We start from the raw sequence: 16,719 nt of genomic DNA on the forward strand, positions 1-16,719 counted from the left end.
GTTCAGGCGGCTTTCAGGGCTTCCGGTATCATCTGTCCCTGCGACAGGGAGATGGCGGATGCCGGTCGGTTTGGGTCTGGAACGGGCGAATCCGACCGGGCGCGGCATCGCCCCGGCCAGGGCCGCGGACACCCTCGGCTTCCACCCCCTCGCCCTGTGGATCGCCGCCGCCGCCCCCGTGGCGGCGACGCTCCTGATCCTCATGCGCCTGGCCGGATGAGGGGGTCTCCCGGCGTGGACGGGGGTGATCGCGGGCCGTGGCTTCGGTGGGCGCGGGGCCCCTTGCATGCGCCCGCGCAACGCCCGCACAAGGGCCACCCCCTCTGACACCCGATCATCCCGCACCGTGATTCCCGACACCGAACCGAAGCCCGCCGCCCCGCGGCGCGGCACCCGTCTGCTGCTCGGGCTGCTGCCGCCGCTCCTTCTGGCGCTCGGCTGGGAGGTGGGGGTCGATTCGGGGCTCGTCTCCGGGCGGCTCCTGCCCCCTCCGAGCCGGATCGGCGGCACCCTCTGGGGCCTGGCCGCCTCGGGCGACCTCGCGATCCATGTGGAGGCGACGCTGGTGCGCGTCGGCCTCGGCTTCGCCTTCGGCGCCGCCGCCGGCATCCTGGCGGGGGCCCTGGTCGCCACCCTGCCCCGCCTGCGCTGGCTCGTGGACCCGAGCCTCCAGGCCCTCCGCGCCGTGCCGTCCCTCGCCTGGGTGCCGCTGTTCATCCTGTGGTTCGGCATCCTCGAGACGCCGAAGGTGCTGCTGATCGCGGTGGGGGTGTTCTTCCCCGTCTATGTCGGGGTGGCGGGCGCCATCGCCTCGGTCGACCGGAAGCTGGTGGAGGTCGGGCGGGTGTTCCGCCTGTCGAAGGCGGCCCAGGTCCGGCGGATCCTGCTCCCCGCCGTGCTGCCGGCGACGCTCACCGCCCTGCGGACGGGGCTGGGGCTCGGCTTCCTGTTCGTGGTGGCGGCGGAGCTAATGGGCGCCTCGGAGGGCCTGGGCTACCTGCTGGTGGACGGCCAGCAATTCGGCAAGCCGGACCAGATCATGGCGGCGATCATCGCCTTCGCCGTGGTCGGCAAGCTGGCGGATGCCGCCCTCGTCGGGCTCACCGCCCCCCTCGTGCGCTGGCAGGACACGGCGCGCGAGACGCTCTGACGGGGCCGCCCGCAGGAGGGCCGCCGGCTAGTCCTTGCCCACACTCTCCCGGGGCCGATCGAGGCCGCCCGGAAAGCCCCGGTGCGACGACCCGGCCTCACGCTGGGGGGGATCGACCAGCGGAAACAAAGCGGCGAGCCCGGCCGCGACACCGTAGAGGACGGGGTCGGCGTTCAGGCCATCGCGCGGCGGGTGGAGATCGTTCGTCAGCATCGTGGGTGTCCGGTCCCACGGCTTGGGCGGAGAGTGGCCCTCATCGCGCGTGGGTGTTCTTCCCGATCAATGCGGCGCGCACGGGTTTGTTGCATGCGACATAGAAGAATAGGCGCCAATGCCACGTATTCGGTCACGTGTTCTTCGATATCACGGCACTTGAGCGATAACGCATCACCCCCGGCGGCGCAGGATCGCCTCTCCGCGGCGAACCGGCAGGGGGCAGGTCTCCGGCACCACCGACATCACCACCGCGCTCGGGCAGCGGGCCTGGCAGCCCTGGGCGGCGTCGATCTGGTCGCGGCCGCAGGCGTCGGCGAAGCAGACCGTGCCGAGATCCTCGCAGGTGGCCCGGAAATTCCCGGTCGGCACCGGGCGCGACAGGTCGGCCGCCAGGGTGGGCGCGGCGACGAGCAGGGCCGCGAGCCCGAGGGCGGACGTGAACCGGTTCATGGTGCCTCTCCGTGCGGCCCCGGGCGGGGGATCCTCACACGACTCCCGGGGGGGCGGGCGGCGTGCGGGAGGCTCTTAGCATTGGCAGGCCGGAGGCACCTGTGTCATTCCCGCGACTGGGAGTGAATGGCCGTCGGCGGCCCCCTATGATCGGAGCGCGGCGTGCTCGCCATCGGCGACCTTTCCAAGACCTACGCCGACGGCACCCGCGCCCTGGAACGGATCGCGCTGTCCGTGCCGGCGGGGGAGATCCTCGCCCTGGTCGGCGGCTCCGGCTGCGGCAAGACCACCCTGCTGCGCCTGATCGCCGGCCTCGACCGGCCGAGCGCGGGGTCGATCACCCTCGACGGCGAGGCGATCAACTGCCCCCATCCGGGCGTCGGCCTCGTCTTCCAGGAGCCGCGCCTGCTGCCCTGGCTCGATGTCGCCGCCAATGTCGGCTTCGGCCTGTCCGCCCTGCCCCGGGGGGAGCGCCGGGGCCGGGTGATGCACGCCCTGGAGCGCGTCGGCCTCGCCGAACAGGCCGGGCGGTGGCCCCGGGACCTGTCGGGCGGGCAGCAGCAGCGGGTCTCCATCGCCCGGGCCTTCGTGGCCGAGCCGCGGGTGCTGCTCCTCGACGAGCCGTTCTCGGCGCTCGACGCCTTCACCCGCAAGGACCTGCACGGCCACCTGCTCGCCCTCTGGGCCGAGCACCGGCCCACGGTGGTCCTGGTGACGCACGATGTCGGCGAGGCGGTGGCGCTGGCCGACCGGGCGGTGGTGATGCGCCCCCGCCCCGGCCGGCTGGACGAGACCCTCCGCATCGGCCTGCCCCGCCCGCGCGATCCGGCCTCGGCGCAGAGCGAGGCGGCGGTGCGGGCGATCCTCGCCGCCCTCGACCGCTCCCTGAAGCCGAGCCCGGCCCGGCCCGACGCCGCGCCCCCCAACGCCAACTGGTGGTAGAGCCACCCTCACCGGAGAGACGCCATGCCCCTCTACGCCCTCGACGACCACGTCCCCCGGCTCGCCGACCCGGACCGCACCTGGATTGCGCCGGACGCGACGGTGATCGGGCGGGTGGAGCTGGGCCTCGATGTCGGGATCTGGTTCGGGGCGACGCTGCGGGGGGACAACGAGCCGATCTGCATCGGCGCCCGCAGCAACGTGCAGGAGGGCGTGGTGATGCACGTCGATCCCGGCTTCCCCCTGACCCTGGGTGAAGACGTCACGGTGGGCCACGGGGCCATCGTCCACGGCTGCACCATCGGCGACGGCACGCTGATCGGCATGGGCGCGACGATCCTCAACGGGGCGAAGATCGGCCGGGGCAGCCTCGTGGGCGCCAACGCGCTGGTCACCGAGGGCAAGGAATTCCCGGATTACAGCCTGATCGTCGGCGCCCCCGCCAAGGCGATCCGGGTGCTCGACGAGGCGGCCATCGCGGGCCTCCTCGACTCGGCCCGGCGCTACGTGGAGAACGGCCGCCGCTACGCGAAGGGGCTGCGGCGGGTGGACTGAGCGTGAGGCCCCCTCTCCCCGCCTGCGGGGAGAGGGGGGAGGGTGCCCCTCAGTTCACCTTCGCCTTGACCACCTCGTAGACCTTTTCGGTCAGCGGCCCGGCCTCGGCGAGGATGGTTTCCAGCTCGTCCAGGCGCTCCTGGGCGAAGTCCCGGTCCTCGATCCCCTTGGCGTTGACGTAGACGTTCAGCGCCGCGCTGCGCAGGCCGGCATGGGCGGAGAGCACCGCCACGCCCGCATCCGAGACGACGTTGAGGTTGCCCTTGTCGGCCGTGATCGCGGCGAGGTCGATCACCGCCCGGCAGGCCCGGCAGCAGGAGAGCGGCACGTCGGTCGCCTCCTTGAGCGCCGCCTGGATCCGCTCGGCGCGGGACGCCTTCTCCTCGTCGGTGCCCTTGGGCAGGCCGTAGGCGGCCATCACCGCGTCGAAGGCGGCGACGTCCTGCGCGATCATGCCGGTGAGGCCGACGCGCAGGCCCTCGGAGCGGGCCAGCACGTCCTTCAGCTCCGCCTCGACCTCGGCGTACTTCTTCTTGCCGATGGTCAGGTTGCAGACCATCGAGACCAGGGCCGCGCCCATGGCGCCGGAGATCGCCGCCGCACCGCCGCCGCCGGGGGTGGGGGCGGCGCTGGCGAGCTCCGTCAGGAACGTCTGGATCGAGTCGTTCTCGGGTTGGGTCTTGTCGCCCATCACGCCATCTCCTTGGCGAGCGCGTAGATCTCCTCGGCGTCGAAGACGCGGTCGGTGCTCTCGAACAGCTTGCCGATGCAGGCCCGGTGCAGCTTGAGCTTGAGACCGCCGATGCCGAGGGCACCGAAGGCGCTCTTGCCGTGGCGCTCCTTGCCCTTGTCCATCGCATCGACCCCGCCGATGCCGGCCGGGGGCTGGGCGTTGTAGTCGGCCAGGAACTCCACGGCCGAATCGTCGGACCAGGCCGACTCCGGCAGCAGCTCGACGCCGATGGCGCCGGCCGAGAACACGAGATTCTTGCCCTTGGCGAGGGCGATGCGGGACGCCTCGTCCGGCGTCGCGGCGGCGGAGACGTTCACCTTGAAGCGCCGGTTGATCGCGTCGGCGGCAGCCTGGGTCTTGTCGAGGCTGCGGCCGGCGATGGTCACCAGAGCGCCCTCGCCCGCCAGCAGCGCGGCCGAGCGCATCCCCACCGGGCCGGTGCCCGCCAGGACCACGGCGGTCTTGCCCTGCAGCGAGCCGGCGGCCTTGGCGACCAGGGCGACGCCCGCGGCGGCCGTGGTGTTGGAGCCGTTGGAATCGAGCATGCAGGAGACGCGGAACGGCCCGAAGAAGCGCTTCTTCACCGCCTCGAACACCGCCTCGCCCTCGGCCATGCTGCCGCCGCCGACGAAGATCGCGGTCGACTTCTTCTCCGAGCCGCCGCGGGTGTAGATCGTCCCATCGACGAAGGCGCCGACATTGTCCGGCGTGACGTTGCCGTAGCCGGTGATGTGGTCGGCCCCGCCATCGTAGCCCACCACCACGTCGAAGACGCTCGGGGCGGAATCGGTGTCGAACTGGAACAGCAGCTTTTTCATGGGCTCGTGAGTCCTGCTTTCAAATCAGGTCAATGTATTGATCCGCTCACCGTCTTTGCGAGCGGAGCGAAGCAATCCAGGGCAGCGCCACATCCTGAGACGTCCCGCCGCCCTGGATCGCTTCACTGCGTTCGCGATGACGGGGGTGAGGCGAAACCTACCCCTGGACCACGTTCTGCGGCTTGCCGGCGACGAACGCCTCGACGTTGTCCACGAGCTGGTCGGCGAGGATCTGCATCGCCTCCTTGCTCGCCCAGGCGACGTGCGGAGTCACGATGAGGTTCGGCAGGTCGGCCTCGCACAGGATGTTGCCGTCCCGGGGGGGCTCCTGCACCACCACGTCGAAGCCGGCGCCGGCGATGGTGCCGTCCTTGAGGGCCTCCAGCAGGGCCGCCTCGTCCACCAGCCCGCCCCGGGCGGTGTTGATGAGGATGGCGTTCTTCTTCATCCGCTTGAGTTCGGCGGCGCCGATCAGGCCCTTCGTCTCCGGCGTGAGCGGGACGTGCAGGGTGATGACGTCGGACTGGGTGAGCACCGTCTCGAAATCCGAGAGGCCCTCCTGCGGGAAGGTGTCGTAGGCCAGCACCTTCATGCCCAGCGCCTCGGCCCGCTTGGCGATGGACTTGCCCAGCGCCCCGTAGCCGACGATGCCCAGCGTCGAGCCGGCGATGTCGTAGATCGGGTAGTCGAAGTAGCAGAACTGCGCCGACTTCGCCCAATCGCCCCGCTTCACCGAGTTGGCGTAGGGCACGATGGCCCGGCGCAGGGCGAACATCAGCCCCACCACGTGCTCGGGCACGGTGTTGAAGGCGTAGTTGCGGATGTTGACGACGGTGATGCCTTGCGCCTTCGCCTGGGCCTTGTCGACCACGTCCGTGCCGGTGGCGGCCACCGCGATGAGCTTCAGGTCGGGGAGCTGCTTCAGCGTCTCGGCGCGCATCGGCACCTTGTTGATCAGGGCGATCTCGGCGCCCTTCAGCCGCTCGACCGTGTCCTCCGGCGTCCAGGTCGAGTCGTGCTCGACATATTCATGCTCGAAGCTGAACGGTTTCAGCGTCGCGTCGAGCGATTCCCGGTCGAGGAACACGATTCGTTTCGCCATGGGTCGTCGGCTCCCTCTCCGGCGGCGCGCCTTCCCGGCGGCGCTCTGCGGTCCATTCCATCCCTCCCGTCCCCGCGGGCGACGCGAAGCGACCCGAGGGCGCGGGACGCCCCCGAAGGTGGCGCCGCCCTGGATGACTTCAGTGCCGCCCGCGAGGACGGCGATGCGCGAGGTTCACACCACCGCGGCAGCGCTCGCAAGGGGCGGAGGACCGAGGCCCTCCGCCCTGTGCCTCACGCCTTGTGCAGCGGGTTCTCACGCAGGTAGCTCGAGGCCGCGGCGACGCCGGAGCCGGGGGTGAGCGTCATCCCGCAATCGATCATGGCCATCTCCGCGCCCGCGATGGCGCCGAGCAGCGACAGCTCGTTGAGGTCGCCCAGGTGGCCGATGCGGAAGACCTTGCCCGCGACCTTCGAGAGGCCCGCCCCGAGGGAGAGGTTGTAGCGCTCGTAGGCGTGGATGATGATCTTGGCGGCATCGACGCCCTCCGGCACGACGATGGCCGTGACGGTGTCGGAGTTCCACTTGGGCTCCTTGGCGCAGGGCTTGAGGCCCCAGGCCGCCACCGCCTGCCGGGTCGCCTCGGCGAGGACGTGGTGGCGGTGGTAGATGTTCTCGATCCCTTCTTCCTTCATCGTGGCCAGCGCCTCGCGCAGGCCGTAGAGGAGCGGCAGGGCCGGGGTGTAGGGGAAGTAGCCGCCCTTGTTGGCGTTCAGCTGGTCGGCCCAGGCGAAGTAGACGTGGCCGAGCCGGTCGTTGCTGCCGGACTGGCCACCCTCGGCGACCTTGAGCGCCTTCTGGCTGACGCAGAGCAGGCCGAGGCCGGCGGGCAGCATGAAGCCCTTCTGCGACCCCGCCACCGCGCAGTCGACCTTCCACTCGTCCATCTTGAACGGCAGCGAGCCGATGGAGGAGATGCCGTCCACGAACAGCAGCGCCGGGTGGCCGGCGGCGTCGATCGCCTTGCGCACGGCGCCGATGTCGCTCGTCACGCCGGTGGCGGTCTCGTTGTGGACGATCATCACCGCCTTGATGGCGTGGTCCTTGTCGGCCCGCAGGGCCTCGCCGATCTTCTCCGGATCCGCGCCGGTGCCCCACTCCTCGTCCTGGACGATCACGTCGAGGCCGAGGCGCGCGGCCATGTCGGTCCAGAGGTGGCTGAACTGGCCGAAGCGGGCCACGACCACCTTGTCACCGCGGCAGAGGGTGTTGGTGAGCGCCGATTCCCAGATGCCCGTGCCGGAGGACGGGAACAGCAGGACCGTGCCTTCGGTGGAGCCGAAGACCATCTTGGCGTCCTGGAACAGGGGCTTGGCGAGCTCGGGGAAGCTCGGCGAGCGGTGATCCTCGGACTGCACGGACATCGCGCGGATGACCCGGTCGGGGATGGTGGTCGGGCCTGGGATGAACAGGTGGTTGCGACCGGGACGCCGGGATGCGGCCATGATGTCTCCTCCGAATGGTTTCGCGCACGGGATCGGGCCCGGCGCGGGATCTGTCGCGCGTGTCGTGACGGGGCATCGGGGAAGTGGCGGGAGCCTCCCACCCGCCATCGGCGGCCGGGGAACTGCCCTGGACCCTGGGCGCTGCGGAGCGGCAGGCGGCTCGTGCCGCTCGCGTCGCGGCGCGCGTTCCCGCGCCGGTCGCCTCCGATGTGCCGTCCTATCCTCGCGGCGTCGGTTCGCGCGCCGCCTTCCCTTCCGCACCTGCCCCACCGGCGGCCCGGGCAGGGCCGTCGGATCAAATGTATTATGGGATGGGGCTGCTCGAAAGGAAAACCGGAAAATCTTCGAAGAAAGGGCAAAAAAATTTGGCGTGCAGTGCAACCTGCGGCCATCAAGGTTGAGGGAACGATCTTGCGACGGTTCGACCTGTCCCGCCGGCCGCCAGCGTCATCAAAATGAGATGGGATCGCGCTCTGGATCCCGGCGCATTACGCCGGGAGAACGCCGTGGCAGAGGACGACGACAGGCCGATCCGCGTCCGCACCCTGTTCCTGTCCGACCTGCACCTCGGCACCCGCGGGTGCCAGGCGGGGATGCTGCTCGGCTTCCTGAGGGATTACGACGCGGACACCATCTACCTCGTCGGCGACATCGTCGACGGGTGGCAGCTCAAATCCGGCTGGTACTGGCCGCAGGCCCACAACGACGTGGTGCAGAAGCTCCTGCGCAAGGTCCGCAAGGGAACCCACGTCGTCTACCTGCCGGGCAACCACGACGAGTTCCTGCGCAACTACGTCGGCACGACCTTCGGCGGCATCGAGATCGCCGACACCGCGATCCACGAGGCGGCGGACGGGCGGCGCTACCTCGTGATCCACGGCGACCAGTTCGACATGGTGATGCGCCACCAGCGCTGGCTCGCCCATCTCGGGGACGGGGCCTACACCCTCGCTTTGTGGTTGAATACGGTCCTCAACCGTTTCCGGCGCCGGCTCGGCCTGTCGTACTGGTCGCTCTCGGCCTGGGCGAAGCTGAAGGTGAAGAACGCCGTCAGCTTCATCGGCAAGTTCGAGGAGATCCTGGCCGAGGAGGCCCGCCGCCGGGGCGCCCAGGGGGTGATCTGCGGCCACATCCACCACGCCGCCGACCGGGCGATCGACGACCTGCGCTACCTCAACACCGGCGACTGGGTGGAATCCTGCACCGGCATCGTCGAGCATTACGACGGCCGCATCGAGGTGCTGCACTACCCGTCCGTACTCCGGGCCAGGGAAGCGCAGGCGCTGACGGAGGCCCAGGAGGCGCTGCCGCCGGGCCGGAGAGCGGTCGCTTGAGGCTGCTGATCGCGAGCGACGCGTGGCACCCGCAGGTCAACGGCGTGGTGCGCTCCCTGGAGCAGATGGTGCGCCGCGCCCCCGCCCACGGCTTCCGGGCGAGCGTGCTGAGCCCGTCCGAGTTTCCCTCCATGCCCCTGCCGGGCTACCCCGAGATCCGCCTCGCCTGTCCGGTGCCGGGGCGCCTGGCCGCCCGCTGGGACGCGGTGGGGCCGACCCATGTCCACATCGCCACCGAGGGGCCGGTGGGCTTCGCGGTGCGGCGGCGCTGCCTGAGCCGGCGGCTGCCCTTCACCACGAGCTACCACACCCGCTTCCCGGAATACCTCGCCGCCCGCGCCCCCGTGCCGGAGGCGTGGTCCTACGCCTACCTGCGCCGTTTCCACGGGGCCGCCCAGGGCACGATGGTGAGCACCGCGAGCCTCCAGGGCGAGCTGGAGGACCGGGGCTTCGGCCGGATCATGCGCTGGACTCGGGGCGTCGACACCGACCTGTTCCGCCCGGCCGCGCCGGACGCCCCCGTGCCCGCCGACCTCGCCGGGCTGCCCCGGCCGTTCTTCCTGTTCGTCGGCCGCCTCGCGATCGAGAAGAACATCGCCGCCTTCCTGGCCCTCGACCTGCCGGGCACCAAGGTGGTGATCGGCGACGGGCCGGACCGGGCGCGGCTGCAAGCCCTGGCGCCGGAGGCGCGGTTCCTCGGCACCCGGACGGGCTCCGACCTCGCGGCGCTCTACGCCGCCTGCGACGCGTTCGTCTTCCCGAGCGTGACCGACACGTTCGGGATCGTCCTGCTCGAGGCCCTGGCCTGCGGCCTGCCGGTCGCCGCCTTCCCCGTGCCCGGCCCCCTCGACGTCATCGCCACGGGCGGCGTCGGGATCCTCGACCGCGACCTGCGCGCGGCGGCGCTCGGCGCCCTCACCCTGTCGCGCAAAGCCTGCCGCGAAGAGGCCCTGCGCCGGGGCTGGGACGAGAGTGCCCGCCAGTTCTACGGCAACATCGTCCTCGCCCGCAGCCGGGCCGAGCCCGAGGCGGCCTGATCCCGCCTCCGCGGCGGCGCCCGTGAGGACGGGCGCCTGAACCCCGGCGGCGTGGCGCGCGCTCGCAGGGACGGCGGCGGATGGGATGGGGGAACGGGGCGGTGACGCGGGCCGCCGGAGATGCCAGAGGGGCGCGATGCCGCCCTTCGATCCCGCCCGCGCCGCCGCCTACCCCGCCGTGATCGGCTGCGACGAGGTCGGCCGGGGGGCGCTGAGCGGCCCGGTGGTGGTCGCCGCCGTCTGGTTCGACCCGGCCGCCATCCCCGCCGGGCTGCTCGGCGCCCTGGACGACAGCAAGAAACTTCCCGAGGCGGCCCGGAACAGGCTCGCGCCGCTGATCCGCGCCCATGCCCGGGTCGCCCTGGCGGCGGGCTCGCCCGCCCTGATCGACCGGATCAACATCCGCGCGGCGACCCTGGACGCCATGGCCCGGGCGGTGGCGAAGCTCGGCATCGACGCCCCTGTCTGGGTCGATGGGCGGGACGTCCTGCCGGGCTTTCCCGGGCGGGCGGTGGTCGGCGGCGACAGCCTGGTGCCGCAGATCGCCGCCGCCTCCATCGTCGCCAAGGTCCTGCGTGATGCGTTCATGCGCCGGCTGGCCAGACGCCATCCCGGCTACGGCTGGGAGCGCAACGTCGGCTACGGCACGGCCCTCCACCGGGCCGGCCTCGCCGCCCTCGGCCGCAGCCCGCACCACCGGGCGAGCTTCACGCGGACCTTCGGGTAGGGCGCGCTCAGAACAGGGCGAGCTGCGCCCCCGGCGGGCGGAACTCCTGCGTGTTCAGGGCCATGCGCCCGAACGTGTAGCCGAGCCGCCGCCCGGCGAGGCGCACCCGCTGGCCGATCATCTCGGCATAGGGTCCCTCGCCCCGGAACCGGTGGCCGAAGCGCGAATCGTTCTCCCGCCCCCCGCGGGATTGCCGCAGCAGGGCGAAGGCCCGCTCCTTGCGCTCGGGGTAGTGCTCGGTGAACCAGTCGGCCACGAGGTCCTTCACCTCCCCGGGCAGGCGCAGCAGGGCGTGGCCGATCCGGCTCGCCCCGTGGGCGCGGGCGGCCTCCAGCAACGCCTCGACCTCGTGGTCGGTGAGGCCGGGGATGACCGGCGAGACGTTGACCATCACCGGCACCCCCGCCGCCGACAGGGCCCGCATGGCGGCGAGCCGGCGGTCGGGGCGGGGGGCGCGGGGGTCGAGGTGCCGGGACAGGCGCGGGTCGAGGGTCGGCAGCGAGATCGCGACGAGAACGAGGTTCCGCTCGGCCATCGGCGCCAGCAGGTCGAGATCCCGCAGGACCAGGTCGGACTTGGTGGTGATCCCCACCGGATGGCGCGCATCGGCCAGCACCTTCAGCACCGCCCGGGTCAGGCGGTGCTCCCGCTCGATGGGCTGGTACGGGTCGGTGGCGGTGCCGAGCGCGATCGTCTCCGGCCGGTAGCCGGGGGCCGCCAGCTCCCGCGCCAGCACCTGCGCCGCCTCCGGCTTGGTGAACAGCCGCGATTCGAAATCGAGGCCCGGCGAGAGGCCGAGATAGGCGTGGGTCGGCCGCGCGTAGCAGTAGATGCAGCCGTGCTCGCAGCCCCGGTACGGGTTGAGGGAGCGGTCGAACGGGATATCGGGCGAGGTGTTGCGGGCGATCACCGAGGCCGTGCGCTCGGGCCGGACCTCGGTGCGCAGGGGGGCCGGCGCGTCGGGCTCCCACCCGTCCGCGAAGGTCTCGCGGCGGGCGGCTTCGTAGCGGCCGGTCGGGTTGGCGGTGGCGCCCCGGCCCCTTCGGGCCTCGGACGGGGCCGTGCTCGCCGGCAGGCGCAGCGTGTCGTGGCGCATGGGCGTTCGGCCTCCCTGGGGCGAACGTAACACGAACACGCGGACAGGTCTGCGGAAAATGCGGGCAAACGGAACCGGGGAGCCGCCGGAGGGCGGGAGGGGCCGTTTACGCCCGCGCAAAATCGGCTATGCGCGCGCATGCTCTCCGCCGTGACCTACTTGGCCGATCCGGCCGATCCGGACGCGATCGACCGGCTGGCCGACACGCTCAGCGTGCTCGTCTCCGGCGTGGCCGGCGGACTCGTGGGCGATGCGATCATCGTCGTGCCGGGGCAGGTCTCCGCCGTGGCGGCCGTCGCGGAGGCGACCGGCGCCGTCCTCGTCCCGCATCGGGGGGGCAACCCGTTCGCCACGGGGGCCGCCGTGGCCCGGCGCGACTGGATCCTGTGCCTGGAGGCCGGCGACGTGCCCGCGGAGGGCTGGATCCGCACCCTCGACCGGTTCGTCGGCACGGCGAAGGCGGAGATCGGGATCGGCCGCCTGCACCGGGGGGCGTCCCTGCGCACCCGCCTCCTGGCGGGCATGGAGGGCGTGGTCGGCGCCCGCGCCGCCCGGGCCGGGGACGTGGTGCGCCGGGCCGACCTCGCCGCGGGGCCGGGACAGCGGCTGCGGGTCCGCACCCTGAACGGGCGAATCGACCGCCCGTGAGCGACACAAGTGGGCCGGCCCCGCGCCGATCCTGCGCCATTCGCGCTCGAATCCCTGGCGCAACGGCCGGAAAATTGCTCAGTTGCCGGCAACGAGAGCCCGCCGCCCCGGCGGAGACGATGGGACCATGCCGATGGATGCCTCCGGCCTGATGGCGCGCAAGTCGGTCGACGACATCGTCTCGGGCGGGGAGGCCGAATCCCAGACCCTGTCCCGGACCCTCGGGCCGTTCTCGATCATGGCCATGGGCATCGGCGCCATCATCGGCGCGGGCATCTTCGTGCTCACCGGCACCGCCGCCGCGCAATATGCGGGGCCGGGCATCATGCTCTCCTTCGTGCTGGGCGGCATCGCCTGCGCCTTCGTCGGCCTGTGCTATTCCGAGCTGGCGGCGCTGATCCCGGTGGCCGGATCGAGCTACACCTACACCTACGCCACGCTCGGCGAGTTCTTCGCGTGGCTGATCGGCTGGGACCTGATCCTCGAATACGCCATGGGCGCGGCCACGGTGGCGGTCGGCTGGTCGGGCTACGTCACGAGCATCCTCAAGGATGTCGGCATCGTCATCCCGGCCCAGTTCACCCACGCGCCGGGGACGGCGATCGAGGGCGGCGGCACCGCCCTGTTCAACCTGCCCGCGATGGTGATCGTGGCAGCCCTGACCCTGCTGCTGATGCGCGGCACCAAGGAATCGGCCAAGCTCAACAACGTGATGGTGGCCATCAAGCTCGCGGTGGTGCTGGCCTTCATCGGGCTCGGCTGGCGCTACACCACCAGCGCGAACTGGACCCCGCTGATCCCGCCGAACGACGGCACCTTCGGCCATTACGGCTACAGCGGCATCCTGCGCGGGGCGGGGGTGGTGTTCTTCGCCTTCATCGGCTTCGACGCGGTCTCGACGGCGGCGCAGGAGGCCAAGCGCCCGCAGAAGGACATGCCCATCGGCATCCTCGGCTCGCTGGCGGTCTGCACGATCCTCTACGTGCTGGTGGCGGCGGTGCTCACCGGCCTCGTGCCCTTCAAGGAGCTGAACGTCCCCGACCCCATCGCCAAGGGCGTCGACGTGATCGGCATCGGCTGGTTCGGGGCGCTCATCAAGCTCGGCGCCCTCACCGGGCTGACGACGGTGATCCTGGTGCTGCTCTACGGCCAGAGCCGGATCTTCTACACCATGGCCAGCGACGGGCTGCTGCCGAAGCTGTTCGCCCACGTCCACCCGACCTACCAGACGCCCTACCGCAGCCAGGCGCTGATCGGCGCCTGCGTCGCCGTGGTGGCGGCCCTGGTGCCGATCACCATCCTCGGCGAGATGGTGAGCATCGGGACGCTCGCCGCCTTCTGCCTCGTCTGCGGGGCGGTGATCCACCTGCGGCGGTCGGAGAAGGGGATGAAGCGCCCGTTCCGCGCGCCCGCGGTGCCGCTCGTGCCGATCCTCGGCATCCTGTTCTGCCTGCTGCTGATGGCGGGCCTGCCCCTCGACACGTGGCTGCGCCTCGTGATCTGGATGGCGGTCGGCCTGGTGATCTACTTCTTCTACGGGCGGAAGCACTCGGTGCTGCGCCAGCGCAACGGGACGACGGCGTAACCGCCCCCCCGGCTCCGCCGTCATGGCGAGGCGGAGCCGACGCGATCCGGGGCGCGACTTGTCCGGTTGAGGCAGAGCCGCTGGATTGCGTCGCGCCGCTCGCAATGACGGAAACGGTGGGGTCACCCCCGCCGCAGGTGCTCGTCCAGCCGGGGCATGATCTCCACGAAGTTGCAGGGCCGGTGGCGGTAGTCGAGCTGCTGGGCCAGGATGCCGTCCCAGGCGTCCCGGCAGGCGCCGGGCGAGCCCGGCAGCACGAAGACGTAGGTCGCCTTCGCGACCCCGGCGGTGGCCCGGGACTGGAGCGTCGAGGTGCCGATCTTGTCGTAGGAGATCCGGTGGAACACCGCCGAGAAGCCGTCCATGCGCTTCTCGAACAGGGGCTCCAGCGCCTCGGGCGTCACGTCCCGGCCGGTGAAGCCGGTGCCGCCGGTGGTGAGCACCACGTCCACCGCGGGATCGCCGAGCCAGCCCTCCACCCGGGCGCGAATCGCGGCCACGTCGTCCGGCACGATCCCCCGGCCGGCGAGGCGGTGCCCCGCCTCGGTCAGGCGCCCGACGAGGGTATCCCCCGAGCGGTCGTCCTCCGGCGTGCGGGTGTCGGAGACGGTGAGCACCGCGATCCCGAGGGGAATGAAGCGGCGGGCATGCGGGTCGTCGGCCATGGCGTGAAGGGGTCTCCCGGTGATGCCGGGGGATATGGTGTTCTTGCGGGCAAACGCGACCGGCCCTCCCCTCCTCGGAAGTAACCCCGCCCTCCCACCTCATCCTGAGGTGCCCGCGTCAGCGGGCCTCGAAGAGGGGGCTCCAGACCGCGCCGCGATCCCTGGAGCCCTCCTTCGAGGCCACCGCTCCGCGTCGGCACCTCAGGATGAGGGGGCGGGGAGGACCGGTCGTCGGCATAGGCCGCACCGATCCCCCCCGGCTTATCCCTTACGCGGCGCGTCGTCGCGCGCCGGCACCGGCGGCGGCCACCAGCGGCTCCGGCAGGCCGGTCGCCCGCAGCACGCCCTCCGCCCCCGCCAGGGCGCCGGCCCGCAGCTCCAGCCCGAGGAACCGGTCGCGCTCGAACGGGCCGGGCATGGCGAGGCCGGCGGCCAGATCGCCCCGGAAGCCGAAGCGGGCGTAGTAGGGCGCATCGCCCATCAGCAGGATCGCCCCGTGGCCCAGCGCCTCCGCCCGGCCGATGGCGGCCTGCATCAGCACCGAGCCCAACCCCTGGCCCTGGATCGCCGGATCGACGGCGAGCGGCCCGAGCAGCAGCGCCGGGCGGCCCTCGCCGGCCTCGACGTGCCACAGGCGCAGGGTGCCCACGAGGCGCCCGCCCCGGCTGGCGGCGAAGGCCAGCCCGCGCGCCGGCAGACGCCCCTCGCGGAGGCGCTCGGAGGTCTTGGCCCGGCGGTTGCCGGGAAAGCACGCGTCCAGCAGGCGCTCGCGCGCCGGGACGTCATGGGGGAATTCGGTGCGGATCTCGATCAAAGCCGTGCCCTCCCAGGGCCAGAAGCGGGAGCAGCGACAATCCTCGCGGGTGGCCCTGCGGCCACCCGTCCGGCTTTCTCGGGGAGTGTGATCACCGAACCCTGAACGGGCCCGGAGTTTCGAGGACGATCAGATCACGATCTGCTGAAGCGGCGGGAAGCCGTTGAAGGCGACGGCCGCATACGTCGTGGTGTAGGCGCCCGTTCCCTCGATCAGCACCTTGTCGCCGATGGAGAGCGAGACCGGCAGCGGGTAGTGCTGGCGCTCGTAGAGCACGTCCACCGAATCGCAGGTGGGGCCGGCGATCACGCAGGGCTCGGTCCGCTCGCCGTCGTGGCGGGTGCGGATCGGGTAGCGGATCGCCTCGTCCATCGTCTCGGCCAGCCCGCCGAACTTGCCGATGTCGAGGTAGACCCAGCGCACCTCGTCCTCCTCCGCCGACTTCTTCGAGACCAGCACCACCTCGGCCTCGATCATCCCGGCATTGCCGACCATGCCCCGGCCCGGCTCGATGATCGTCTCGGGGATGCGGTTGCCGAAGTGCTTGGTGAGCGCCCGGAAGATCGCGTCGCCGTAGCTCTCCACGCCCGGGACGGCCTTCAGGTATTGGGTGGGGAAGCCGCCGCCGAGGTTCACCATCGACAGGAAGATGCCCCGCTCGGCACATTCGCGGAAGACCGCCGCGGCCGAGGCCAGCGCCCCGTCCCACGCCTCGGTGTTGCCCTGCTGCGAGCCGACGTGGAACGACACGCCGTAGGCGGACAGGCCCTGGCGGTGGGCGTGCTCCAGCACGTCGGTCGCCATCTCCGGCACGCAGCCGAACTTGCGCGAGAGCGGCCAGTCGGCCCCGGCGCCGTCGCACAGGATGCGGCAGAACACCTGCACCGCGCCGGCCTCCAGGCCCGCCGCCGTGGCGGCGCGGGCGATCTTCTCCACCTCGGCCTCGCAATCCACCGCGAACAGGCGGATGCCGTGGGCCAGGGCGCGGCCGATGCAGCGCTCCTTCTTGATGGTGTTGCCGAAGGAGATCCGCTCCGGCGTGGCGCCGGCGGCCAGCACCATCTCGATCTCGGCCACCGAGGCCGTATCGAAGCACGAGCCCATCTCGGCCAGCAGGCCCAGCACCTCGGGGGCCGGGTTCGCCTTCACCGCATAGAACACGCGGGTGTCCGGCAGGGAGCGGGCGAAGGCGGTGTAGTTGTCACGCACGACGTCGAGGTCGAGGACCATCACGGGGCCCTCGTCGCGGCCGAGGTCGCGGCGCGCGCGCAGGAAGTCGCGGATCCGGTCGGTCATGGTCGGCTCCCACCACGGTTCGAGAGCGCCCTCGCACGGGGCGCGATGTCGAAATCAGGCGGCTTCGCGGGCCGCCGGCGTCAGGGGGCGATGCGTCGCGCGGGTC

The 16,719-nt window shown here is 71.8% G+C and carries 19 protein-coding genes; 9 read left to right on the plus strand and 10 right to left on the minus strand.

Annotated elements, in window-relative coordinates:
- Positions 1-58: 58 nt before the first annotated feature.
- Together MKK53_RS06145 and MKK53_RS06150 are read left to right on the plus strand one after the other, a co-directional pair.
- Positions 59-220, plus strand: a complete 162-nt coding sequence (locus MKK53_RS06145; RefSeq protein ID WP_243927806.1) for a hypothetical protein — start codon at positions 59-61, stop codon at positions 218-220.
- 66 nt (positions 221-286) lie between these two features.
- Positions 287-1,150, plus strand: coding sequence for an ABC transporter permease (locus MKK53_RS06150; RefSeq protein ID WP_409564283.1), 864 nt, complete (start codon positions 287-289; stop codon positions 1,148-1,150).
- A gap of 27 nt (positions 1,151-1,177) precedes the next feature.
- On the opposite strand, the gene MKK53_RS06155 is transcribed toward MKK53_RS06150, so the two are convergent.
- Together MKK53_RS06155 and MKK53_RS06160 are read right to left on the minus strand one after the other, a co-directional pair.
- A complete protein-coding gene (locus MKK53_RS06155; RefSeq protein WP_243927808.1) occupies positions 1,178-1,363 on the minus strand; it encodes a hypothetical protein in 186 nt (61 codons plus the stop codon).
- 174 nt (positions 1,364-1,537) lie between these two features.
- Positions 1,538-1,816: a hypothetical protein gene (locus tag MKK53_RS06160; RefSeq protein WP_243927809.1), complete on the minus strand. Its 279-nt coding sequence runs from the start codon at positions 1,814-1,816 to the stop codon at positions 1,538-1,540.
- 162 nt (positions 1,817-1,978) lie between these two features.
- On the opposite strand from MKK53_RS06160, the gene MKK53_RS06165 reads away from it, so the two are divergent.
- Together MKK53_RS06165 and MKK53_RS06170 are read left to right on the plus strand one after the other, a co-directional pair.
- A complete protein-coding gene (locus MKK53_RS06165) occupies positions 1,979-2,758 on the plus strand; it encodes an ABC transporter ATP-binding protein (protein ID WP_243927810.1) in 780 nt (259 codons plus the stop codon).
- 24 nt (positions 2,759-2,782) lie between these two features.
- Positions 2,783-3,313: a gamma carbonic anhydrase family protein gene (locus MKK53_RS06170; RefSeq protein ID WP_243927811.1), complete on the plus strand. Its 531-nt coding sequence runs from the start codon at positions 2,783-2,785 to the stop codon at positions 3,311-3,313.
- A gap of 49 nt (positions 3,314-3,362) precedes the next feature.
- On the opposite strand, the gene fchA is transcribed toward MKK53_RS06170, so the two are convergent.
- The 4 genes from fchA to MKK53_RS06190 all read right to left on the minus strand — a co-directional run bounded on the left by fchA (position 3,363) and on the right by MKK53_RS06190 (position 7,411).
- A complete protein-coding gene (fchA, locus tag MKK53_RS06175; RefSeq protein WP_243927812.1) occupies positions 3,363-4,004 on the minus strand; it encodes a methenyltetrahydrofolate cyclohydrolase in 642 nt (213 codons plus the stop codon).
- Positions 4,004-4,864, minus strand: a complete 861-nt coding sequence (locus tag MKK53_RS06180; protein ID WP_243927813.1) for an NADP-dependent methylenetetrahydromethanopterin/methylenetetrahydrofolate dehydrogenase — start codon at positions 4,862-4,864, stop codon at positions 4,004-4,006. The genes fchA and MKK53_RS06180 overlap by 1 nt, the downstream gene beginning before the upstream one ends.
- A gap of 157 nt (positions 4,865-5,021) precedes the next feature.
- Entirely contained in the window at positions 5,022-5,966 is a 945-nt protein-coding gene (locus MKK53_RS06185) for a D-2-hydroxyacid dehydrogenase (RefSeq protein WP_243927814.1), read from the minus strand.
- Positions 5,967-6,199: 233 nt separating this feature from the next.
- A complete protein-coding gene (locus MKK53_RS06190) occupies positions 6,200-7,411 on the minus strand; it encodes an aminotransferase class V-fold PLP-dependent enzyme (RefSeq protein ID WP_243927815.1) in 1,212 nt (403 codons plus the stop codon).
- Between the two features lie 506 nt (positions 7,412-7,917).
- Here MKK53_RS06190 and MKK53_RS06195 point away from each other — a divergent pair.
- From MKK53_RS06195 to MKK53_RS06205, 3 genes are all read left to right on the plus strand, one after another.
- Positions 7,918-8,745, plus strand: a complete 828-nt coding sequence (locus MKK53_RS06195; protein ID WP_243927816.1) for a UDP-2,3-diacylglucosamine diphosphatase — start codon at positions 7,918-7,920, stop codon at positions 8,743-8,745.
- Complete coding sequence (locus MKK53_RS06200; RefSeq protein WP_243927817.1) at positions 8,742-9,782, plus strand: glycosyltransferase family 4 protein; 1,041 nt, start codon at positions 8,742-8,744, stop codon at positions 9,780-9,782. Before MKK53_RS06195 ends, MKK53_RS06200 begins: the two co-directional genes overlap by 4 nt.
- A gap of 136 nt (positions 9,783-9,918) precedes the next feature.
- On the plus strand, positions 9,919-10,509 hold the full coding sequence (locus MKK53_RS06205; RefSeq protein WP_243927818.1) for a ribonuclease HII: 591 nt from the start codon (positions 9,919-9,921) through the stop codon (positions 10,507-10,509).
- A gap of 7 nt (positions 10,510-10,516) precedes the next feature.
- Here MKK53_RS06205 and MKK53_RS06210 read toward each other — a convergent pair whose 3' ends face one another.
- Positions 10,517-11,605, minus strand: coding sequence for a PA0069 family radical SAM protein (locus MKK53_RS06210; protein WP_243927819.1), 1,089 nt, complete (start codon positions 11,603-11,605; stop codon positions 10,517-10,519).
- Between the two features lie 138 nt (positions 11,606-11,743).
- Here MKK53_RS06210 and MKK53_RS06215 point away from each other — a divergent pair, with 138 nt between their 5' ends.
- Both MKK53_RS06215 and MKK53_RS06220 read left to right on the plus strand, forming a co-directional pair.
- On the plus strand, positions 11,744-12,253 hold the full coding sequence (locus MKK53_RS06215; protein WP_243927820.1) for a hypothetical protein: 510 nt from the start codon (positions 11,744-11,746) through the stop codon (positions 12,251-12,253).
- Positions 12,254-12,386: 133 nt separating this feature from the next.
- Positions 12,387-13,838 (plus strand): amino acid permease, encoded by a 1,452-nt coding sequence (locus MKK53_RS06220; protein ID WP_243927858.1) that lies wholly within the window; start codon positions 12,387-12,389, stop codon positions 13,836-13,838.
- A gap of 122 nt (positions 13,839-13,960) precedes the next feature.
- On the opposite strand, the gene moaB is transcribed toward MKK53_RS06220, so the two are convergent.
- The 3 genes from moaB to MKK53_RS06235 form a co-directional block, all read right to left on the minus strand.
- Entirely contained in the window at positions 13,961-14,503 is a 543-nt protein-coding gene (gene moaB, locus MKK53_RS06225) for a molybdenum cofactor biosynthesis protein B (protein ID WP_243927821.1), read from the minus strand.
- Positions 14,504-14,771: 268 nt separating this feature from the next.
- Positions 14,772-15,317 carry a GNAT family N-acetyltransferase gene (locus MKK53_RS06230; RefSeq protein ID WP_243927822.1) on the minus strand — a complete coding sequence of 182 codons (546 nt, stop codon included), beginning with the start codon at positions 15,315-15,317 and terminating at the stop codon, positions 14,772-14,774.
- Between the two features lie 129 nt (positions 15,318-15,446).
- Positions 15,447-16,613, minus strand: a complete 1,167-nt coding sequence (locus tag MKK53_RS06235) for a type III PLP-dependent enzyme (RefSeq protein ID WP_243927823.1) — start codon at positions 16,611-16,613, stop codon at positions 15,447-15,449.
- Positions 16,614-16,719: the final 106 nt, after the last annotated feature.

It is taken from the genome of Methylobacterium sp. J-076, from assembly GCF_022829405.1.
Lineage (GTDB): Bacteria > Pseudomonadota > Alphaproteobacteria > Rhizobiales > Beijerinckiaceae > Methylobacterium.

Excerpts from the sequence above, each read along its gene's own strand:
- MKK53_RS06145 (WP_243927806.1), top strand. The coding sequence starts at position 59 with ATGCCGGTCGGTTTGGGTCTGGAACGGGCGAATCCGACCGGGCGCGGC.
- MKK53_RS06150 (WP_409564283.1), top strand. The coding sequence starts at position 287 with ATGCGCCCGCGCAACGCCCGCACAAGGGCCACCCCCTCTGACACCCGA.
- MKK53_RS06155 (WP_243927808.1), bottom strand. The coding sequence starts at position 1,363 with ATGCTGACGAACGATCTCCACCCGCCGCGCGATGGCCTGAACGCCGAC.
- MKK53_RS06160 (WP_243927809.1), bottom strand. The coding sequence starts at position 1,816 with ATGAACCGGTTCACGTCCGCCCTCGGGCTCGCGGCCCTGCTCGTCGCC.
- MKK53_RS06170 (WP_243927811.1), top strand. The coding sequence starts at position 2,783 with ATGCCCCTCTACGCCCTCGACGACCACGTCCCCCGGCTCGCCGACCCG.
- fchA (WP_243927812.1), bottom strand. The coding sequence starts at position 4,004 with ATGGGCGACAAGACCCAACCCGAGAACGACTCGATCCAGACGTTCCTG.
- MKK53_RS06180 (WP_243927813.1), bottom strand. The coding sequence starts at position 4,864 with ATGAAAAAGCTGCTGTTCCAGTTCGACACCGATTCCGCCCCGAGCGTC.
- MKK53_RS06185 (WP_243927814.1), bottom strand. The coding sequence starts at position 5,966 with ATGGCGAAACGAATCGTGTTCCTCGACCGGGAATCGCTCGACGCGACG.
- MKK53_RS06190 (WP_243927815.1), bottom strand. The coding sequence starts at position 7,411 with ATGGCCGCATCCCGGCGTCCCGGTCGCAACCACCTGTTCATCCCAGGC.
- MKK53_RS06205 (WP_243927818.1), top strand. The coding sequence starts at position 9,919 with ATGCCGCCCTTCGATCCCGCCCGCGCCGCCGCCTACCCCGCCGTGATC.
- MKK53_RS06210 (WP_243927819.1), bottom strand. The coding sequence starts at position 11,605 with ATGCGCCACGACACGCTGCGCCTGCCGGCGAGCACGGCCCCGTCCGAG.
- MKK53_RS06215 (WP_243927820.1), top strand. The coding sequence starts at position 11,744 with ATGCTCTCCGCCGTGACCTACTTGGCCGATCCGGCCGATCCGGACGCG.
- MKK53_RS06220 (WP_243927858.1), top strand. The coding sequence starts at position 12,387 with ATGGATGCCTCCGGCCTGATGGCGCGCAAGTCGGTCGACGACATCGTC.
- moaB (WP_243927821.1), bottom strand. The coding sequence starts at position 14,503 with ATGGCCGACGACCCGCATGCCCGCCGCTTCATTCCCCTCGGGATCGCG.
- MKK53_RS06235 (WP_243927823.1), bottom strand. The coding sequence starts at position 16,613 with ATGACCGACCGGATCCGCGACTTCCTGCGCGCGCGCCGCGACCTCGGC.